Here is a 20639-nt window from a genome sequence, read left to right on the forward strand (position 1 = left end):
TTACCTCTCATCCCCTGAAGTCCATCTACTACTAACCATTATTCTTGTACATCTACAAAATTTACTTTCTCTTCACTACCTGGGTAGACTTGCCCAATTTCACTTATAACCTCATTCATTTTTACTTTATTTTTGTAGTCAAAACTGCGCTTTTGAAAAGGAATCAATGAGATTGTTGTTTCTGCTTCTGCTAACTTGTTGTACGTTTGGTCATTAACAATAACGAGATCCATCCATTTTATATAGCCGATCCATGCTTGATGCTTAACATACTGTGCGGGTATCATCTGACCATTTAAATCAAGTTGATTGTTTTTCAATTGCTCATCACTCAAAGAAAATAGAAGATTATGACCCGCAGATAGCTCTTTTATAGTCGTAACAGGTTCTGAAATCACGGATGTGCTGTTTGGATCTTTGCGTTGTCTAATTATGCCCTTTTGGATAAATTGTGTAGCTGTAGTGTGAGTAATAACCGAGTAATTTATATGCCGGACACTGAATTGTTGCCCTTGCTCTTTCTGTTCTTGTTCTGACAGTTCAGTCTTTTGTGTTGTTGTTACCAATTTCAATTTATAGTCGTTTGTTTGTTTTGTGTTATCTTTGTACAGCTGCTTCACTTTATTAACATCTTGTTCCGTACCCATAACTAAAATACCATTGACGGGTTGTGACGGACCTTCTACATAACGCTTCACACCAAATCCTATACCTGCAAAAATAATGATTACTACTAAAAATCCGATTATTTTCTTCATCTGTCTGCTCCTTACATGCTAATAGTTTATGACTGAATTATAGACGAAGCTTATATACAAATGAATGACTATAGTCTAACCATTCTAATGTTCAATCTTACTATTTAGTAAGATTGGGTCTCTTTGCCTCCAATTCCAACACCATGTAGTCCCACTTCATTTCATTGAATAAAAGATGCCATACTATACTGTTTGATTGCGAATGTCTTTGAAATAATAACCGTTCATAGAGCTGCTTAGCTCGTGGATTTTTAGCAGAAACGTATAAGCTCAGCATGTCCAGCGTTGATTCTGTATGTACAAAATGGAACGCCCACTGCAATAACAGCTTGCCCACTCCCTTGCCCTGATGATTAGGATGAACAACAACATCTTCAATATAACATTCCCCAACCTCAGGCTTATGCTTAAATAGATGCAATCCAATCAACATTTTAAGCAAGTTCCATTTTCCAAACCTGTTAAAATTGTTCCACGGAAACCATTTCTGTTTACGACTGTTGTCGTATTCACCTTTCCATTTCACACATATCGTCCCAATCACTTCCCCATCTTGCAGAGCAACCATTCTTCGACTCGATGGATTAGTAGGAAGATGTTCAAATAGCTTTTCGAAAAATAGTGCAAGATCGTCATCGCTCAGCGTAGTGAGATGTTGAAATTTGCCGCGAAATACGTGTACAAGTAATCTACTGACCTGTGAATGATACTTAGCCTGCATAGGTTCAATCGTGATCGATGAGTTCATCACGTTTGTATTCATTTTGTACTCTCCTTATGCTCTTGATCACTTTTCTTAGCCTTAGAGTAAGCTTTGACATAGTGTCAAGGTCAATCACTATGTATAAAAATAGCGAAATCATAACGTCAATATACGGGATCATTAAATTAAGATGTCTGTATGTGAACCCTTAATGTAGAAAAGGAGCAGCTGCCACCGGCAAACGCCTCCTTACTAATCTCTTATATAGACAATAAATGTCCTTCTGTTTAGGCTGGAGGAATGCTCTGAGGATTATTAAATACATTTTTCGGATCGTATTTAGCTTTTACTTTCCGTAATCTTGCGTAGTTCCTACCATAGTAAACAGGTCCGGAATGTTTAATTCCTTGGTCTGGAACATTAATATATGATCCTACAATATACGGTTTCAGTTTCCGTCGTGTGTTACGAGCTAGAGCGATATTTTTAGCGGCATTGGATGGCTTTACCCAGGAGCTATTCCATTCCACATAATATTTCGCTTTACGCCAATAGAATGCGCTTGCTTTAGGTAAGACCCGGCTTACAGCACCACCCCAGTTAAGGAAGAAGAAGCCCGCAGGTGTATTTCCCTCCGCCTTCTCCAAAAACTTGCGCATGATTTTAATCGCCTTATCTGGAAATGGACGTCTACCGAAACCGCTGGAAAATTGATTGCTGAATTTCTGGATGAGAATTGGATCCGGAGCTAACATAAATTTTACGACCTGCGTATACGGAAGTAACCGGATGTCTTTCGAAGGAGTACCGACGCAAATTATGGGCTCTAATAAGCGGATAGCCTCTTTTTTAGAACCGAGATACAGACCTAACATACTGACATTTCCGCCCTTTTTCGGCCCTATAGATAATTCGCTTCCCAGTTTGGTATTTACGGACGGAGCCCATCGCTGCCATACTTTGAGTACCTCTTCGAACTGATTCCACGGCCAGGTAATGCGAAACACAGTTGCCTTGGCTGGAGCTCGTCGCACTTTGAATTTGTATTTGGTGTATACACCAAAGTTACCGCCGCCACCCCCGCGGGAAGCCCACAGGAGATCGCTATGATTTTTTTTGTTAGCACGAATCACTTTTCCCTTCGCATCAACCATTTCAAGCTCGATTAGATTGTCACTGATGAGGCCGGTCGTCCGCTGGAGCGGTCCAATTCCTCCGCCAGGAGTAATTCCACCGATCCCAACAGAAGGGCTATCACCAAAGGGAGCCATAAAACCTTGCTTTGCAAGCGCATTTACGATTCTACCTACACGATTGCCTGCCTCTACTCTCGCAATGCACACTATATATCTTCTGTTATCTTTTACGAATGATATCTAACTCTACTTGTGCCTGCTGCTCCAGTTCTGCTATTGCCTGCTCCAACGTCTTCTCTCCGCTAGCTACGGCATGCAACGCCTCATTCAACATCGGCGTATATGCTTGATAGAAGCTCTCCGGGATATTTTTCTTCCACTGCTCATTCACTCGATGCTTCGATGGTTTCAGCATATAGAGCGTCTCTTCGTCTCTTTCCAAGCTTCGTGGCAGATATTCCTTTCGTGCTGGCAAATCACTGCCTCCCGTTCGGGATATGATCTTGGCCATCTCCACTCCATTCATGAATGAAACGAACGCCCAAGCATCTTGTTTATTATCGGATTTAGCAGCTATCGCAAAAATTTGTGTCGCATACGTCAGGGTGGATTCATCCACGCGTGCTGGATCGATCGGGGCTGAAACCATGCCCCAATTCATCTTGGAAGATTCACCGATGCGCGAAGCAAACGACGAATCACTCATAATCATCGGTATATCCCCATTTAGAAATTTGTTCATGGCCATTATGTATCGCGACCCTGGATCTCCGCTCTGCCCCGATGGCCGAACGGATACCGACTTTTGCTGGATGGCATCGACTGTGAGCTGGAAAGCTTGCTTCCAACCATCAGACTGCAGCAGTACGTTCTTCCCTTCCGCATCGAATAATTGTAGACCCATCGTAGTTGAGACGCTCCACATTACATCGGACGCTTCATTATCTATGAAGCCGTATGTAGCATTCTCGTCCGTTCTGCCATTATGGAACCGAGCAGCGAGTTCGATTACTTCCTTCCACTGCATGCTATTAACAGGTAGATCCATTTGCTTATCTTTGAACATATCTACGTTGTAGTATAAAAAGCGAGCGTTGAGTGTGGTTGCAAGTCCAAATAAAGAACCGTTTCCACGTTCGCGCAGCATGTCTATTACGCCAGGTGCATAGCCTTCCGCATCGAACTGCTCTTGCTTCATAATAGGCTCCAAATGATATAGCTTTCCAAGGCTGGATAATTCGTTATATTCATCTTGATTCAATAGGAGCACGTCAGGCTTCTCGCGTTCCAGCATGCGATTCAGTTTTTCCAGTGCACTTGCACTTTCAAATTCGACTTCCCCTGCATCGGTGGACTGGATTACCTCAATTTCAATATTTGGATACCTGCTGTTGAATAGCCTGCCATACTTAACATGGAAATCCTCTACATAGGGATAATAAATCTTCAACTTCCTGCTTCCATCACCGCTTAGCTCGTTCGATAGGGGCTTATTTTCGAAGCACCCGCTTATCAGCAGAACAACACTAAACAAAAGAAGGATAGACGCTTGACGTGTATCAGATCTCCTCATCGCTTCCTTCTCCCCTCCTCTCACAACTTTGCATGACTCTGTCTATTTCATCGTTCCATTTATTTTCCGCTGCTTTTTTGGCGAACTTGTTGAAACGCTGCTTGAGCTTGTTGCTGCAGTTCTGCCAGAGCCTCATCTACCGTTTTCTCATTTGCTGTAATCGCCCGCAGCGCTTCTGCTCGCAAAGGGGTATAGACGCTGCTAAATTCATCGGGAATCCGCTTAGACATATATTCGTGCTTCTGATTTTTTATTTGCAAGGCATAAAAAGGATCTGTACTCTTGCCCTGAACGGACTTGACGAATCCCGTTCGTGTCGGCAGCTTATAGTAAATGGAGGAACTAGCCTGGGCCATTTCCGGGCTATTTATATACTTCACAAATTCCCATGCTGCGCGCTTATTGTTCGATTGTGCATGAATAGCAAAATATTCGTATACATTGGCACTTGATGTTTCATTTGGGTAGGCGGGATCAATAGGAACTGGGACGATACCCCAGTCCATTTTGGACGCCTTTTTGTTCCTCGAATCGTTAAGTTGATGAATTAAATTCGAGCCACTGATGGTCATAGCGGCTTTGCCCTGCAAAAATAAGTGATTCTCGGAACGAAGATAACTTGTATCCCCCCATTTACGAGTTTGCAGTGTGCCGGCACGGATCGCATCGGTGACCATCGTGTAGGCTTGCTTCCATCCTTCAGACTCAAGCTGTACATGTTCTCCCTTGCCATCGAACATTTGCAGACTCAATGTGCTCGCTACGCGATACAGCATCTGATCTGCATGTTCATCGCCAGCATACAGTCCAGGCATACCCGCATTTTCAAACCTTGCAGCCAAATTGAATAGTTCCTGCCAGCTCATGCCGCTTTTGGGCAGTTCAATCCTATTCGTTTTGAACACATCCGCATTATAGTAAATCACTTCCGTATGGAAATACGGTGCTAGCCCATATAACGTACCGCCACCCTGTTCTCGCATCAGATCGATTAAACCAGGCATATATCCTGCTAGATCGAATTGCTCTTGCTTGACAATCGGCTCTATATTATATAACTTGCCGTCTAATGCGAGTTTCTCATAATAATGCGGTGCTAACGTTAATACGTCCGGCCGCTGTTCATCAATAAGTTGCGCCAATGCCGTCCCATAATCAATGTCCTTTTCCGTCTGCTGCTGTAACAAATGCCTAGTCTCCACTATTTCGATCTCGATATTTGGATAGTGAAGCGTAAATGCATTTCCATATTCCTGAAAGAACCATTTTTCATCATAAGCAAGAATTTTCAAGGTACCCTTTCCATTTTTATCAAGCTCCTCTAGCACGGGTTTTGAACCCAAGCATCCACTTAATAGCATCATGATACTTAGCAGAAGCACAGCTTGCTTCCAACGTTTGAATCCTCGCAGTTTGCCTTTCATTTCGCCGATTAATCCCCTTTAACAAACTTATTTTCTAATCATCGTCTTAGCAAGCTCGATAAGCTCGTCTTTCGTTAACGGATTTCCGGGATTTGTGGATATTTCGTATGATGTTCCTTTTTCTCTCCAATGAAGTTTATTGCGCAAAATTTTCGCATACTTCTTTCTATCCTCTTCACTGTGGCTATCTACAGACTGGTAGAGGTATTTTAAATCCTTCATTGGGAAATATTCCATTTGCACTTGGAAAATAATATTGTCTTTTCCATTTGCGTACTCCAACTTGATTTGTCCCGCTTCCGTCCATTCCATCTTTTTGGAATAAACGACTTTACCTTTGCCCTCGGCTTTTACTTTTGCCTCAAATGCCTTGTTGCTTAACGAATTCTGAATTTCGCCTTTAACAAAAGAATAGCCCTCTGGCATACCCTGTGGCTCAACTACAACGGGTCCCTTTAATTTAGTTAGCCATCTCTCGTAATTTTCGTATGTTTTGAATGTTGGAAAATTCACATAATACTGGCACTCACTCCCGCCATTCATCGACTTATCGCCAATACATAGAAGATAGACAGCCCCTGGTGTATTTTCTGTCTCATTCATTATTTTTTTTATTTCTGCTGAAATTATTTTCTTTTTCTCTGCAGTAGTAGGTGCTTTAGCTATAGTCATTATGAGGGAGTTACCATTGAGCGATGAGATCGGTTCCGCATGTACAACACCATGAATAGAACCTAGAAGCAGCATGCTGCTTAGCGTAGCGATTGCAAGTTTTGTCGTGTTTTTCATTGAATATTGCTCCTCTCTATTTAAACGAATGATCGATGGTATCAGGCCACACTTCCGTGTTATTGGGATCCCTTTGCGCAAGCCTCTATTTTATAAACACATCCCCTTTCATTTTGGTTCACTAATATAGGAACGAAATAAAAAAATGCTGCCCAACTCGTCATATCATGACGTGGACAGCATTTATGAACTACTGCAGCTTTACTTTCATTCCCCTATCTCGATGTCGAATTTGGAACTCATACAAATATAGTTCGGCATCGCTTCCCTTGAAATCACGATAGATGTTTACGAACTTGTTCGAGTTCTCCCAATCAAGCCAATTGTCCTCCCATTGGTGAAACAGAACTTCTCCATATACTTTATCTTCGCCTCGTTTCATGTAGGTCTGTGTAACGCCGCTGAAACTGAGATTCTCGCTTTCATTTTCAACATAAAGGTCACCATCTTTTGTATAGTAAGACAATTTCACTGGATACCCTACTATGTCTACTACTTGTTCTCGCTTTTCGTCTGAAATGTTTTGCAGCTTGATTGACTCCTTGTAGTTTCGATGCGATTCGATTTCATTTTCCAACAACAATTGTATCGGCGTCTCCGCGGTTAGTCGCATCTCGGGAGAAAGCCTGAACGTGTACATTTGCTTGTATCCGTGAGATGGAGTATTTGCATACTCGTACGTCTCCCAACCTTTTAGCACACGGTCATTTACCAGTAACGAAACATTCCGATATGGAATTCTTCGAAACTCTTTTTTATTTTCTATTTCCAGCTTAACCCCGGTTGGTCTAATAATTAGTTTCCGGATTATCGAGTCACCATCTGCTGATACAATTGGAATGTCCAAGTTCCGAGTTACGGATGCCTGCAACGATTTTTCCTTATTCAACGAAATATTATCGAAATTCCATTTTCCCTCGATACGATCTCCCTTTACACCATAAACGAATTCATACGTATTTCCGCTCTGCTGTAACTCGTCTAGACGATAGCTTTCTTGTGAGCCACGTTCCCTATGTCCATCAAGTTCAATTGGTGAAGACATCTTATAGCCTATTCGCTTTACTGTCGACTCTCCCTTGTTCACCCGAATTTGTGGGTCGACGATACGAAATATCGAATCATCCGTGTACGATAAGGAATATTTGAGTAATCCCTCTCCCTTTTCCCCCGTCACAACCTGTACCTTTAAATCCTTAATCCCGCCTTCATGGATCGGAAAGCTCTGCACCTCTGTTTTACGTGGATCCAAAGCGATTGACTTGTGAACGTAATCATAAGCCTGCAACCCGCTCACATGCATTTGCACGTTCGACTCATTACCGGAAAATGTCCATGATGTATCGAAAAATCCTTTGTAAATCCGATTTTCTTCATCCCATGCTTGCGAATAATAGCCATTATTCCAGTTCCTTTTTATTGCCGTCTCATTATCAAAACGTGCTATAGAATTTCCTTTATTATCTTTAAACTCAAATTCGTCAAATACCCACTCTCGTTCCTCTTTATCTCCCGTATCTAGGCTATATAATAGCACCGTTCCATTATCGTCAGAGACTGCTGTATCCATGCTTAAGGTAACACCGTTATCCGTAACAGACTTATTGATCGGCTGCCCGAATCCATGATGAAGTGCGGACTTTACTCCTGAAGGATAAATAAAGTCCCATTTCCCAGCAATATAGGCAAGTGCCGGAGTAGCCACTAGGACAAATGCAGCTACAGAGAGTACGGCTAAACGTCGTCCGCGGAACAACGACTTTGTTTGTATCGGAGCGGCAGCTGTGATTGGTTCATCTTTCTCGTTTCTAGCCGCTTCAATTCGCGTCCACATCGCATCAAAGTCTGGATAGGGATGGTCGTCTTTATTGCCCAACTGCTGAGAGAGATTTTGGATTCCGTTTGTTCTCTTCTTCATGCTCCATACCTTCCTTTCCTTGTACGGTGATTTTCTGATTGATCGGTAACTCATCCTGAAGCTTCAAGTCATCCTCTATCTCGTCTAATATAACCCTCATCAACTTCAATCCCCGGTTTAAGCGAGATTTCACAGTCCCCACCGGAATATGTAAGATGTCCGCAATGTCGGTAAGCGGCAAATCATTCGTATATCGCAGCGTTACGACAACCCGAATCTTATCAGGGAGTTTCGCGAGTCGCTGCTTCCATTCTTCATCTGCTTCCTTTTGCTCGGCAATGACAAGGACAGAAGGTTCCACCTGTTCCCGTTGGAATAAGAGCAGCAGCTTCTCCTTCATCACTCTTGACTTGTTCTTCCGCAGGTGATTCAAACAATGGTTGACCGTGATCCGCATCAGCCATGTTTTCAAATACTCGACCTGCTCCCATCCTGAGGCGAGTGCTTTAATAAACACTTCCTGGCACACGTCCTCCGCATCCGAAACATTTCGCAGCATGTAGTAGCAGGTTCTGTACACTTCTTTGTTGTACCGTTCAAAAAACTCCCTGTCCGTCAACAGGTTCCCCACCTTTCTCAAGTCACTCTAGCTGCAGCTCCCCCTTGAACATGCATTACTATAGTAACAACTATCTCCTGTAAAAGGTTCAATAATTGGATAGTTGAGATGAAATATTTTCTAAAAAACGCCATTCTCCTCCGACCAATATCGATTAAGCTAAGATCCTATACCTATTTGTGGATACGAAAAAGAACCGCAAGGATGATGAGCCCCTCCGATTTGCTAGACAACATCTAACATTGAAAGGCGCATTTTAGACGATCCCTACGGTTCTTTCTATTAGGTTTGTGTTTGGTCGTTGAACTACTTATTCCAAGGAATCAATCTTTTTTCCATAAAACGAATAATCATCGTAGAGGCAATACCAAGACCAGCCATCATAATAAAAGAAACAAACATCATACGCATATCAAATATAGAATAGGCCATCCATACACGATATCCAATCCCGGAGTTAGCTCCAATCATTTCCGCAGCAACAATGAGCAATAACGCATCGGCGAATCCGATTTTAATTCCTGCGCATAGGGTTGGCAGCGAACCGGGGATCGCTACTGTTTTTATAAATTGATATTTAGACGCTCCGTAATTTCTAGCTACATCGATATATTGTTGATGGAGATTCAATACGCCAGAAGCTGAATTAATCGCCACAGGGAAAAATACACCAAGCATGATCAATGTAATTTTGGACGCTTCCCCAATGCCCATAACAATGATTAATAGTGGCAGCAGCGCAAGTTTAGGAATGGGGCGAATGGCGAGTAGTATCGGTTGAATGAACATTCGCATGAAGGGAATAAAACCAATAAGCAGCCCTACTACTAGACCGGGTGCTGCACCGAGGATAAAGCCTGTAAGTATTCGATACAGACTAATTTGCATATCTGCTAATAGTTGACCGCTAGATACAGCGACTAGAAGTGCTTGAAAAATATGTGACGGAGCAGGCAAGTATCGGCTGTCCAATATAGATAGGCTGACCACGAGTTCCCATCCTAAAATCAATGATACAGGGATTCCATATTTGATCTTGCTGCTTACTGGTTTCCTAAAGTACCAATCGTTATTGCGATTGACAGTGCTTTCAGATGTTCGCTCAGATATGGGCGCAACTTTAGATGCAATCATATCGGCAGCATTCCTTCCATGGAACGTGATTTCTCTACTTCTTCCTTAAGCTGCATCCATATTTCGTTGAACATATTTTTGTAGAACGTGGAGGATCTTATTTCTTCAATCTTTCTTGGGCGAGGAAATGGGATCTCATACTCAGCGATAAGTGTTCCTGGATGTGCCGACATCATTATGATTCGGTCGCTTAATAAAATAGCCTCCTCAATACTATGCGTAATAAAAACAACCGTTTTTTGATTTTCCTCCCAAATCTTTAACAGTTCTTGCTGAATTAACAATCGATTCTGTTCATCTAATGCAGTAAACGGCTCATCCATTAACAGGATTTCCGGATCATTGGCAAAGGCGCGAGCGACGCTCACCCGCTGCTTCATCCCGCCAGAAAGTTGGTGTGGATAGCTTTCAGCAAAGTTAACCATGTTAATTTTTAATAAGTAATGATCTACAATCGACTTCTTAATGGACGGAGGAACTTTTCTCATTGTTAAGCCATAGGCAATATTTTCTCGTACCGTCATCCAAGGAAATATAGAATGTTCTTGAAAAACCATAGCATTTAGAGGTTGGTTCGAATCATGATGCTGAATGTGCATCGTACCAGAGGTAGGAAGTTCAAGCCCGGCAATAACTCGTAGTAACGTTGTTTTTCCGCAGCCGCTTGGTCCAACAATGCTTACAAACTCTCCATCCTTTATTTGAAGGGAAATGGAATGAAAAGCCTCCACCATTTTATTCTTCTTGACGAATTGTTTACGTAACTGCTCAATCCTTATTTTTTCCACTTGCATCCCTCTCCTTCTGTGGGCTTCTATGCCACGAAATAACTCGGTGTTCTAACTTCTCGATGACTGTATATGACAAATAGCCAAGCAGTGCAATAGTCGATAAAGCAACAAACATCGTTGGAATGTCAAATAAACTGTAGGCAGACCAAATCCGATAACCGATCCCAGCACTTGCACCTTGCATTTCCGCCGCTACAATTAATAAAATGGCCATTCCACTACCCAATTTGAGTCCTATAAAAATGGATGGAGCCGCAGCAGGCAGAGCAACTGTCTTGAAATAATTCCAACGCGAAGCTCCATAATTATAAGCAACTTCTTTATAGGTTTGGTCCACATTGCTTATACCAGCCGTTGTTTGGATAATGACAGGGAATAGTACACCGATGGCGATGACAATTACTTTACCGAGTTCATCTAGTCCGAAGAGCAAAATAATAAGAGGCATGAGTGCAAGCTTAGGTATTGGGAATGTTGCGGCAACAATGGGTTCAAACAAAGCACGGCATAGAGAGGATATTCCTATACTTATTCCGATGGCGACGCCAACAACGGAACCAATGACAAAACCGAGCGTGATGCGAATTAGGCTGCTGCTCACATCGTGCCAATAGTAGCCGAGAGTGATTTGCTCCCACAATGAAATCAAGATAACATGCGGTGCTGGAAAAAATCGTGCATCGAGTACAGCAATAAGCACGAATAACTCCCAGAGTAGTAGAAGGGACAGTGGTGGGATCATTTCTAACGTTTTTTGATAAATTTTATTGTTCATATGGACCTATCACTTTAAGAGCCGCTTCGATATAGGAATTATCAATCATCTGACCCACATCAACTTTTTGTTTAATTAACTGATTCTCAAAATAATAGTTTTGATCGTTCTCGATCCCCTTTTTCAATATCGTTCCGTCTGGATCAAGCAGCGGTTTATTCATCTGGGCATATAATTCCTTATCGTTAACGAATGTATATTGAGTCAAAATGTCAATGACTTGCTCTCTATTTTTGTCACCACTAATAATTGCTTCATGATAAGCACGAATGCCTTTCAAGTAAGCGACCATAAAGCGATTGCCAAGTTCCTTGTCCTTCATCATTCTCTTGCCGTACATCAGGATGGCCAGTTGTTCCTCAGGGGCATATTCAACAGGATTTTTGAACAAAGCATAGGTTCCATTCTTTAATCCCTGTGTGATGAGTGGTTCAAGTTGAATAACCGCATCCACAGCTCCGTTTGCGATTGCTGTTGTTAAATCTGGAAAGGAATCAATAATTACTTTTTCAATGTCCTGCATCGTTAGTCCGCCTTTTTCCAAAGCTTGTGCAAGAAAGATTTCATTAATACTTCCTTCGTTAGCTATTCCAATTCGCAAACCTTTTAAGTCCTTATAGTCTTTCACTTTACCCTCTAATGATTTTGCTATAACGATAGAATAATAAGGACTTAGAGGGTCGTTATGACCACCGTCAGCTACGAGTTTTACATCTATGCCACGTGCGTAAGCGTTGAACAGCCCAGCATTAATAACCCCACGTGTAACATCGATTTGTTCCGAAGCCAACGCAAGCAGCATATCAGGACCTGAAGGGAACTTCACAGGTTCAATCGCAATTCCTTGTTCTGCGAAATAACCAAGATGATCACCTAAGAATATCCCGACTTCCGCTGGTCCATTATCGATAGCTACTTTTACTTTCGTTAACTGTTGCAGTTGGTTAATACCGTCATTCCCCCCTATTCTATCAGTCGTTTGTTGCGAAACCCCGGAGCAGCCCACCATTACCAAGATCAGGCTCATAAGAGATCCAATACGTGCGATTTGTTTCCATTTGTTCATTATTCACTCCTCCTTATCGATACTAGTGGTTACTAACTAGTTATTACGTTTTTAGTTTAGTTTATTAACTAAACTAATGTCAATTATTTTATCTCGCTCAATTCGTTATACTAAAGCAGCTCTCATTCCATGAAAAAGGAAAGCTAATATCTACTCTATTTATCTTTACACTTTTTCTATACTATTGTGAACGATTTGTCCCGAATAATTGTGAATTTGTGGATGCTCCCCGTTTCCCACACTTGTATAACAACAAAAAAAAGAACCAGCGCTTTGGATTTTCATCCTGCGGTGGTTCTTTCTCTACTATTCTTGTAGGATGTGACGATAAGCAAGGTTATCTAGATATTAAAGCGGTTTGTAAGTTTCAATCCACGCATCAATATAGGATGCGACATCATCCATGGGGCGTTTATCTAAACGTACATATGTTTCAATCCACGCATCCATATAGGATGCGACTATCTGGGCTATTCCAATCCTTTTCTAATTGGATGTTTCAATCCACGCATCCATATAGGATGCGACATTGTTGTGTCATCGCACCACCAACTCCGAATAATGTTTCAATCCACGCATCCATATAGGATGCGACCCGCTTCGTGCCGTCTGATTTGTGCTAGATTAATAGTTTCAATCCACGCATCCATATAGGATGCGACAGCGAATTTATACAAAAAGAGAGCGAACGTTCCTATTCCTGAGCAGTAATACACCATAAATCAACATATATTACTATAAAAACCAGAACAGCACCACGAAAATGTATATCATTGTAAATAAAATGGTGCGAATGCCCCGGAATTTTCATGTGCACTTCACATTCGCACCACCAAATTGATAGAAAGTGTTTTTCAATGAATTGCACTTCCATCATACTCCATTCGGTTCATTACTTCTACCTAATCATTTAAAGTTAACAGGCACCCTAAATAATAGCTTCGGTCAAGTTAAATATTTTCCCGTAATCGACTGCTCCGCATGGATGATTTGCATCGGTTGACCCTCAAACACCACTTGTCCGCCATTGCTGCCTCCGTCCGGCCCCATATCGATAATCCAATCGGCTTGACTGATTACATCAATGTTATGCTCGATGACGATCACCGTATTACCCGCATCTACAAGTCGGTTCATAATCTCTACAATATGACCGATATCTGACATGTGTAAGCCAGTCGTAGGCTCGTCCATGACGTAGATACTTCCCTGCTTGTGCAATTCACTAGCTAGCTTAATACGTTGGCATTCCCCACCTGATAGCGTACTAAGCGGTTGACCAAGTGTAATGTAGTTCAACCCTACATCACTCATCGCCTGCAGCTTACGGACTACTTCTTTAAGCTGGAAAAACTCCAATGCCTGTTCCACAGTCATTTCCAGCACTTCTGCAATAGATTTCCCATTCAGCTTGTATTCGAGCACCTCTTCCTTGAAGCGTTTACCTCCGCACACTTCACATGGCAGTTTCACACTGTCGAGGAATGAAAGATCTGTATATACAACACCTAGTCCTTGGCAGTTCTCGCAAGCCCCCTTGGAGTTGAAGCTGAACAAGCCTGGACTGACCTTGTTGGCAGAAGCAAATGCCTTACGCACATCATCCATAATACCCGTGTAAGTTGCAGGATTCGAGCGTGTTGACACACCGACTGCGGATTGATCAATGACAATCGCATCTGGATGTTGACTAAGGAATACATCGTTAATCAGCGTGCTCTTGCCTGAACCAGCAACACCCGTAACTAGGGTCAGTACTCCAGTTGGGATATCAACACTTACGTTGCGCAAGTTGTGCAGTGTGGCATCCTTGATAGATAGTTTGCCAGAAGGCTGCCTGCAATCTTGCTTGAGTTGGAGCGGACGTTTCATATGGGTACCTGTCAGTGTATCTGCCTCTAGAAGGCCTTGATAGCTTCCTTCATATACGATAGTACCGCCACGGCTTCCCGCGTGAGGACCGACGTCAACGATATGATCGGCCACCTTGATGACATCTGGATCATGCTCGACGACAATCACGGTATTGCCTTTGTCCCGCAGCTTCTGAAGCAGTTCATTTAGGCGGTGCACATCACGCGGATGCAAGCCAACACTAGGCTCATCAAAAATATAAGTGACATCCACCAGACTGCCGCTCAGGTGCTTCACCATCTTGACGCGCTGTGATTCGCCACCAGACAAGGTATCTGTCTCACGGTCAAGTGTCAAATAATCTAGTCCAATATCCACCAGATGCTGCAATCGCTCCGTCAACGACTTAGTAACGGGAGCGGCAACAGAATCGTCTATTTCCCGAATAACGCGTATAAGCTGCCCAACCTCCATAGAGGACATGTCTGCAATGTTGTGTCCATTTATTTTGCAGTTGAGTGTAGCTTGACTTAGTCTCGCACCGTGACAGCTAGGACACGAACACTCGGTTATAAATGGTGCAACCGTTTTTTGTGTGCGCTCGGACTTCGTCTTTACATCCTGCTTAATGTATTTGTTTGTAAACTTCTCAAGGGCACCTTCTACTGTAATATTCATTTCCTTACCAGCGAAATCCATCTTCACTTTCCGTGCCTTACCATACAGTAATTCTTGAAGATCCTCATCCGGATACTCACTCAGCTTCTGATCCAGATCGTAGGATCCAGACTGCACAAGCATGTTCCATTCCCAGTCGTTCACGTTATAACCCGGCAGCATAATAGCCCCTTCGTTCAACGATTTGGTCATATCTACAGCCTTGCTCATATCAACACCTAATTTGCGGCCAATCCCATTGCAATCTGGACACATGCCTTGCGGATCATTAAATGAGAACATGTTCGCTTGTCCGACATAGGGCTCACCTACGCGAGAAAAAAGCAGACGTAGAATGGGAGAAATATCGGTAATGGTGCCCATCGTAGAATGGGAACCTCCGCCTAACCGCTTTTGATCCACAATTACAGCCATACTCAAGTTCTCGATCGCATCCGCGTCTGGTTGTGGAGCGCGTGGCAAGAAAGTACGCACGAACATGCTGAAGTTCTCATTCAGCAACCGCGTGGACTCTGCCGCAATTGTATCGAAAACGATCGATGATTTACCAGAGCCGGATACCCCTGTGAAGATTGTAATCTTACGCTTTGGAATTCGTAACGATACATTTTTTAGATTGTTTTCCCTCGCAGCCGAGATTACGATATATTCCTGATTCGTTTCGCTCATGACATAAATACCTCCACTAGTGTTATTCGCTATTTAATAGCTGCAATTATAAAAGCTCTATAGAAAACATGAACTGACTGCAATCCACATGCAGCTGATTCATGCTGGTTAAAGATAAGCAAGGTTAAGCAACAAATATACATACTGAATGTAGTATTATAGCAGGAAATGGTTCGGGGACAAAGACTAGCGCTAAACTTATTTTTCCACTTACTCCTCACATTATTACCAAGGGACAGCCGATACTTTCACATCCTTCTGCAAGCATCAGGCGTTGTATGTATCACCTAGCAAGGGTACATAGATGCACACACTCCTTGAATAAAATAGTTTACTTATTGAAGCATCTTTGTATAATAGACTCTGGATAAAATGAAGCTTTATATCGATCTCGCTACAAGATACATCTTTATCAGAAGTCGTTTACTTACATCCACATTGTTGTAAAAATTTCAAGGAGGAAGAAATGCTGGCACTTGCTGTGTTTATATTTATTGCTACACTTATTTTGGTCATCTGGCAGCCAAAAGGATTAAATATCGGGTATTCTGCCGTAGGTGGCGCTGTTATAGCCCTTCTTTTCGGAGTTGTTACCTTACAGGATGTATGGGATGTTACCGGTATAGTTTGGAATGCAACACTTGCCTTCGTTGCAATCATTGTTATTTCCCTTATCTTGGACGAGATTGGACTGTTTGAATGGGCAGCGCTTCATATGGCGCGCATAGCTAAAGGGAATGGATACCTTATGTTCACCTATGTCATTTTGCTAGGTGCTGCTGTATCTGCTTTCTTCGCAAATGATGGAGCTGCCCTTATTTTGACCCCAATTGTACTGGCTATGGTTCGGGCATTAAAATTTGACGAGCTTATGATCCTGCCGTTTATTATGGCTAGCGGGTTTATTTCAGATACGGCTTCCCTGCCGCTTATTATTAGTAATCTAGTAAATATCGTGTCGGCCGATTTCTTCGGCATTGGCTTTGCTGAATATGCTAGTCGGATGATTGTACCAAATTTCTTTGCAATTGGCGGTAGCCTACTCGTTCTATTTATTGTGTTTCGTAAAGGTATACCCAGAACCTACGATCTTAGTCAGCTGAAACAGCCTAAGCTTGCTATCAAAGATATGAGGATGTTCAAGCTTTCCTGGCTCGTGCTGTCTCTATTGTTGATAGCTTACGTGATAAGTGAATTTATACCTATTCCTATCTCTATTATTGCTGGTATCGCAGCTCTTGCACTCATTTTATTTGCTCGTAGGAGTAAAGATATTCATACTGGATCTATTATAAAAGAAGCACCGTGGTCCATTGTTTTCTTTTCTATTGGCATGTATGTAGTCGTCTATGGACTTCGTAATGTGGGTCTTACCGATGAACTAGGCAACGTATTTCAATGGCTGGCTGATCAAGGGCTGTTCATCGCGACTGTTGGGACAGGATTCGTAGCTGCAATTCTCTCCTCGATTATGAATAACCTACCGACGGTTATGATTGACGCCCTTGCTATTCAGGGGACAGCAACAGAAGGTGTTGTACGTGAAGCGCTTATTTATGCAAATGTAATAGGTTCTGATCTAGGGCCCAAAATGACACCAATTGGCTCGTTAGCTACTCTATTATGGCTTCATGTCCTTGCTAAAAAGAATGTGAAAATTACATGGGGCTATTATTTTAAAGTAGGCGTCGTATTGACTGTACCCGTGCTGTTCATTACGTTGACGGGGCTGTATTTGTGGCTTAGTGTTCTTTATTAAATAGTATATTGCCGAATAACGTAATAATAAAGGTGGCCGTTGTTAAACGACCACCTTTTCTTATCTCTTTGTCTATTTTTTTGGCTCATTTCCACAATTGTTGATAGGCTGGATAAAGTCTTAAATCACTGGATTGCTGAACATAATGCATGTACGCCTGCTCCAGTTCTTCACGACTAACCATATGTTGATGTCCTAACATGCTGCGAACACTACTCTCTGACATCGTTGGACCAATTTGAAGCTTGCGCAGCTTCATCTCCTCTGTCCATGGACTGAAATAGCATTTTATCACAAAAGCAGGATCCACAACATCAAGGAATGGAAAGTGTGTAAAAGATTGATCCGTCGAATGTCTGCCAACCGTATAGCCTCCATGTGTATAACGATGGATGAACCTTCCGGCATGCGGTAATAGGAAGCCATGATATCGCTGTTTAACGAGGGGTACTTCGGGGTTAGGTGCTGTATATCCATAGTCAGGATCATCCACGAGAAAAATAGTTCGAAGATGATACATACTGCTGCCTAACCCTTTTAGTTTGGTGAAAAATTGCTTCGTATTGCGAAAGCAGAGAAATTCAGTTGTATTTAATACCATTTTCCAACCTTTGCATTCCGTTTCGATTTCCATCATTTCACGATCAACGAGTAGAGCGTCGAACTCTGCTACTTTTGAATCTCGAACTTCCCAGTGCGGAGCAAGCTTCTTGCATATATCAACAGAGCGATCGGTAGAACCGCGATTAACCAGAATACCATGCTCAAACAACGGAATATGATGCTTTAACCACCATGGAAGTAAATACTCTTCATTGTAAAAATGAGAAATAATCGTATTCATGCTACGATCCTCCTTTCATGTTTACAATATGACCGTAGCATGAAAAATGGTATCTGCTATTATCCTCCTGCAATGTATCTTATCGGTTCATCAAACAAACTGTATCATTTGCATAAACCTTCCCATCCGCTCTAACACTCTCTCCAAATCGACGAGCGAAGTTGCATAAGAGCAGCGAATGAATCCTTCTCCACCTGTGCCAAATACATGTCCCGGCACAACCGCCACTTTCGCTTCCTCCAACAACCGAAGAGCAAACTGCTCAGAGGACATACCTGTGGATGCAATGCAAGGAAAGGCATAGAAAGCTCCCTCAGGCTCGTGACAGGTTAACCCGATTGCATTCAGGCCAGCTACAAACAACTTGCGGCGCTCATCGTATTTCGCCATCATTTCATCTTTGGCAGCTAAACCATACCGCAATGATTCAAGCGCAGCAATTTGCGAAATGGTAGGAGCACTCATCGCCGTATACTGATGGATTTTCAACATACCAGCGATTAATTCGTACGGGCCACATGCATAACCGACCCGCCAGCCTGTCATCGCAAATGCCTTAGAGAAACCGCTGATGACAATCGTGCGCTCTTTCATGCCTGGCAAGGAAGCAATACTGACGTGCTTCCTTCCATAAGTCAGCTCGGCATAAACTTCATCTGATATAACAACTAAATTGTATTTGATAACAAGTTCGATAATGGGTAACCAATCTTGCGTAGTCATTACTGTTCCAGTCGGATTACTCGGATAATTGATCATCAAAACCTTTGACTGAGGCGTAATCGCTGCTTCGAGTGCTTGTGCTGTCAGCTTAAACTGCTCCTCTGCAGTAGCGTGCACCTCCACAACCTTTCCACCATGTAAATGGGTAATCGGTTCATAAGCGATATAGCTTGGCGCTGGGACTAGCACCTCATCACCGGGATTTAGTACTGTTCGGAGCGCTAGATCAACCGCTTCACTGCTCCCCACTGTCACGATAATCTCCTGCTTGGGATCATAAGATAGTGCAAAGTTGCTTGAAAAATAAGCCGAAATCTCCTCGCGCAGCTCCATTAATCCAGCATTTGAGGTATATTTCGTGTCTCCTTCACGTAATGCCTGAATACATGCTTCACGTATTTTTTCGGGTGTCAGGAAATCGGGTTCGCCAACTCCTAGGGAAATGGTATCCCCCCCAGCTACATTAAGATCAAAAAATGCGCGAATTCCAGATGGTCGAATATCCTTTACACGTGAGGATAAAAATTGTCCTGAGCCTTCTACTTTAAGCATATTACACCATCTCCCATTCCTGTTTCCGTACGTGCAGTGAGCTAGATATAATACGATCTAACAACTGTGTAAAGCTCAACCCTGCTGCGGCTGCACTCTTCGGAAGGAGACTGTTAGCGGTCATCCCCGGTAACGTGTTGACTTCCAATACATACGGTATATCCTGACGCAATATCATATCAACTCTGGCATACACCTTACACTGCAACAGCTGATAGCTGGCAAGTGCGGCCTCTCGCACACGCTGCTCTATGATAGGAGGAAGCTCTATCACCTTCTCCTCAGCCTCGCCATTCTCATATTTTGCTTTGTAATCGAACCACTCCGAATGGACAGCGCGAATACCGATAATCGGGAATACTTCTCCATCAACAATCGAGCAGGTAAGCTCTGTGCCTTTTATATAAGGTTCAATTAAAATATCCTGACCCAATCGGCATGCCTCTTGAACAGCTGGCAACAGTTCCTTCTCACTATGCACAATTTGGATACCGATGCTGGAACCTCCCGTATTGGGCTTTACAATAACCGGATAACCGAGCAATTCCACAGCTTGAGGATCATAATCGTCCATCCCCTGCCAGTAAAGGCCCGCAGGCGTATGCACGCCACCTGCCTTCAACAACATCTTCGATAATTGTTTATTCATACATAAGCTGCTAGCTAAAACACCGCTACCAGTGTATGGAACGCCCAACGTTTCCAGCGCTCCTTGTACCGTGCCGTCTTCACCATATTGACCATGGAGTGCCAAAAGTGCGAGATCGATATCCGCCTGCTGTACCAATGTAATTACATCCGCTCGTTGATCAATAACAATTGGAACTACCTCATATCGAGTACGATCCAAATGATTAATCATCTCTTGACCTGTCTGTAAAGAAACCTCACGTTCGGTAGAAATACCACCCATTATGACACCAATCTTCATCAT

At 42.7% G+C, this 20639-nt stretch carries 17 protein-coding genes and 1 CRISPR repeat array; of the genes, 1 reads left to right on the top strand and 16 read right to left on the bottom strand.

From position 1 onward, the window contains the following. Positions 1 to 38 precede the first annotated feature (38 nt). From IFO66_RS14635 to IFO66_RS14695, 13 genes are all read right to left on the bottom strand, one after another. A complete protein-coding gene (locus tag IFO66_RS14635) occupies positions 39 to 758 on the bottom strand; it encodes a lipoprotein BA_5634 family protein (RefSeq protein ID WP_192025865.1) in 720 nt (239 codons plus the stop codon). 100 nt (positions 759 to 858) lie between these two features. Beyond that, positions 859 to 1521, bottom strand: coding sequence for a GNAT family N-acetyltransferase (locus IFO66_RS14640; RefSeq protein ID WP_225445781.1), 663 nt, complete (start codon positions 1519 to 1521; stop codon positions 859 to 861). Positions 1522 to 1748: 227 nt separating this feature from the next. After that, positions 1749 to 2804: an FAD-binding oxidoreductase gene (locus IFO66_RS14645; RefSeq protein WP_337913120.1), complete on the bottom strand. Its 1056-nt coding sequence runs from the start codon at positions 2802 to 2804 to the stop codon at positions 1749 to 1751. Positions 2805 to 2817: 13 nt separating this feature from the next. After that, on the bottom strand, positions 2818 to 4170 hold the full coding sequence (locus tag IFO66_RS14650; RefSeq protein ID WP_192025866.1) for an ABC transporter substrate-binding protein: 1353 nt from the start codon (positions 4168 to 4170) through the stop codon (positions 2818 to 2820). Between the two features lie 59 nt (positions 4171 to 4229). Further along, positions 4230 to 5594: an ABC transporter substrate-binding protein gene (locus IFO66_RS14655; RefSeq protein WP_192025867.1), complete on the bottom strand. Its 1365-nt coding sequence runs from the start codon at positions 5592 to 5594 to the stop codon at positions 4230 to 4232. 27 nt (positions 5595 to 5621) lie between these two features. Continuing rightward, positions 5622 to 6383 carry a DUF4367 domain-containing protein gene (locus IFO66_RS14660; protein WP_192025868.1) on the bottom strand — a complete coding sequence of 254 codons (762 nt, stop codon included), beginning with the start codon at positions 6381 to 6383 and terminating at the stop codon, positions 5622 to 5624. 190 nt (positions 6384 to 6573) lie between these two features. Continuing rightward, a complete protein-coding gene (locus IFO66_RS14665) occupies positions 6574 to 8301 on the bottom strand; it encodes a DUF4179 domain-containing protein (RefSeq protein WP_192025869.1) in 1728 nt (575 codons plus the stop codon). Then, a complete protein-coding gene (locus IFO66_RS14670) occupies positions 8249 to 8860 on the bottom strand; it encodes an RNA polymerase sigma factor (protein ID WP_225445782.1) in 612 nt (203 codons plus the stop codon). The genes IFO66_RS14665 and IFO66_RS14670 overlap by 53 nt, the downstream gene beginning before the upstream one ends. A gap of 306 nt (positions 8861 to 9166) precedes the next feature. Further along, positions 9167 to 9994, bottom strand: coding sequence for an ABC transporter permease (locus tag IFO66_RS14675; RefSeq protein ID WP_192025870.1), 828 nt, complete (start codon positions 9992 to 9994; stop codon positions 9167 to 9169). After that, positions 9991 to 10788 carry an ABC transporter ATP-binding protein gene (locus IFO66_RS14680; protein WP_192025871.1) on the bottom strand — a complete coding sequence of 266 codons (798 nt, stop codon included), beginning with the start codon at positions 10786 to 10788 and terminating at the stop codon, positions 9991 to 9993. The genes IFO66_RS14675 and IFO66_RS14680 overlap by 4 nt, the downstream gene beginning before the upstream one ends. Beyond that, positions 10763 to 11560 carry an ABC transporter permease gene (locus IFO66_RS14685; protein WP_192025872.1) on the bottom strand — a complete coding sequence of 266 codons (798 nt, stop codon included), beginning with the start codon at positions 11558 to 11560 and terminating at the stop codon, positions 10763 to 10765. Before IFO66_RS14685 ends, IFO66_RS14680 begins: the two co-directional genes overlap by 26 nt. Then, the gene (locus IFO66_RS14690; RefSeq protein ID WP_192025873.1) at positions 11550 to 12626 is read right to left on the bottom strand and encodes an ABC transporter substrate-binding protein; all 1077 of its coding nucleotides are present in this window, start codon (positions 12624 to 12626) and stop codon (positions 11550 to 11552) included. Before IFO66_RS14690 ends, IFO66_RS14685 begins: the two co-directional genes overlap by 11 nt. A 362-nt stretch (positions 12627 to 12988) precedes the next feature. Next, positions 12989 to 13288: direct repeats of the CRISPR family, unit length 34 nt; unit sequence ATGTTTCAATCCACGCATCCATATAGGATGCGAC. A gap of 283 nt (positions 13289 to 13571) precedes the next feature. Next, complete coding sequence (locus IFO66_RS14695; RefSeq protein ID WP_192025874.1) at positions 13572 to 15827, bottom strand: ATP-binding cassette domain-containing protein; 2256 nt, start codon at positions 15825 to 15827, stop codon at positions 13572 to 13574. A gap of 466 nt (positions 15828 to 16293) precedes the next feature. Here IFO66_RS14695 and IFO66_RS14700 point away from each other — a divergent pair, with 466 nt between their 5' ends. Further along, positions 16294 to 17586 carry an arsenic transporter gene (locus tag IFO66_RS14700; protein WP_273015462.1) on the top strand — a complete coding sequence of 431 codons (1293 nt, stop codon included), beginning with the start codon at positions 16294 to 16296 and terminating at the stop codon, positions 17584 to 17586. Positions 17587 to 17671: 85 nt separating this feature from the next. On the opposite strand, the gene IFO66_RS14705 is transcribed toward IFO66_RS14700, so the two are convergent. The 3 genes from IFO66_RS14705 to IFO66_RS14715 all read right to left on the bottom strand — a co-directional run bounded on the left by IFO66_RS14705 (position 17672) and on the right by IFO66_RS14715 (position 20636). Then, complete coding sequence (locus IFO66_RS14705; RefSeq protein ID WP_192025875.1) at positions 17672 to 18430, bottom strand: glycosyltransferase family 2 protein; 759 nt, start codon at positions 18428 to 18430, stop codon at positions 17672 to 17674. 90 nt (positions 18431 to 18520) lie between these two features. After that, on the bottom strand, positions 18521 to 19705 hold the full coding sequence (locus IFO66_RS14710) for an aminotransferase class I/II-fold pyridoxal phosphate-dependent enzyme (RefSeq protein ID WP_192025876.1): 1185 nt from the start codon (positions 19703 to 19705) through the stop codon (positions 18521 to 18523). A 1-nt stretch (position 19706) separates the two neighbouring features. Continuing rightward, on the bottom strand, positions 19707 to 20636 hold the full coding sequence (locus tag IFO66_RS14715; protein ID WP_192025933.1) for a D-alanine--D-alanine ligase: 930 nt from the start codon (positions 20634 to 20636) through the stop codon (positions 19707 to 19709). Positions 20637 to 20639 lie beyond the last annotated feature (3 nt).

The organism is Paenibacillus arenosi, assembly GCF_014841135.1.
GTDB lineage: Bacteria > Bacillota > Bacilli > Paenibacillales > Paenibacillaceae > Paenibacillus_B > Paenibacillus_B arenosi.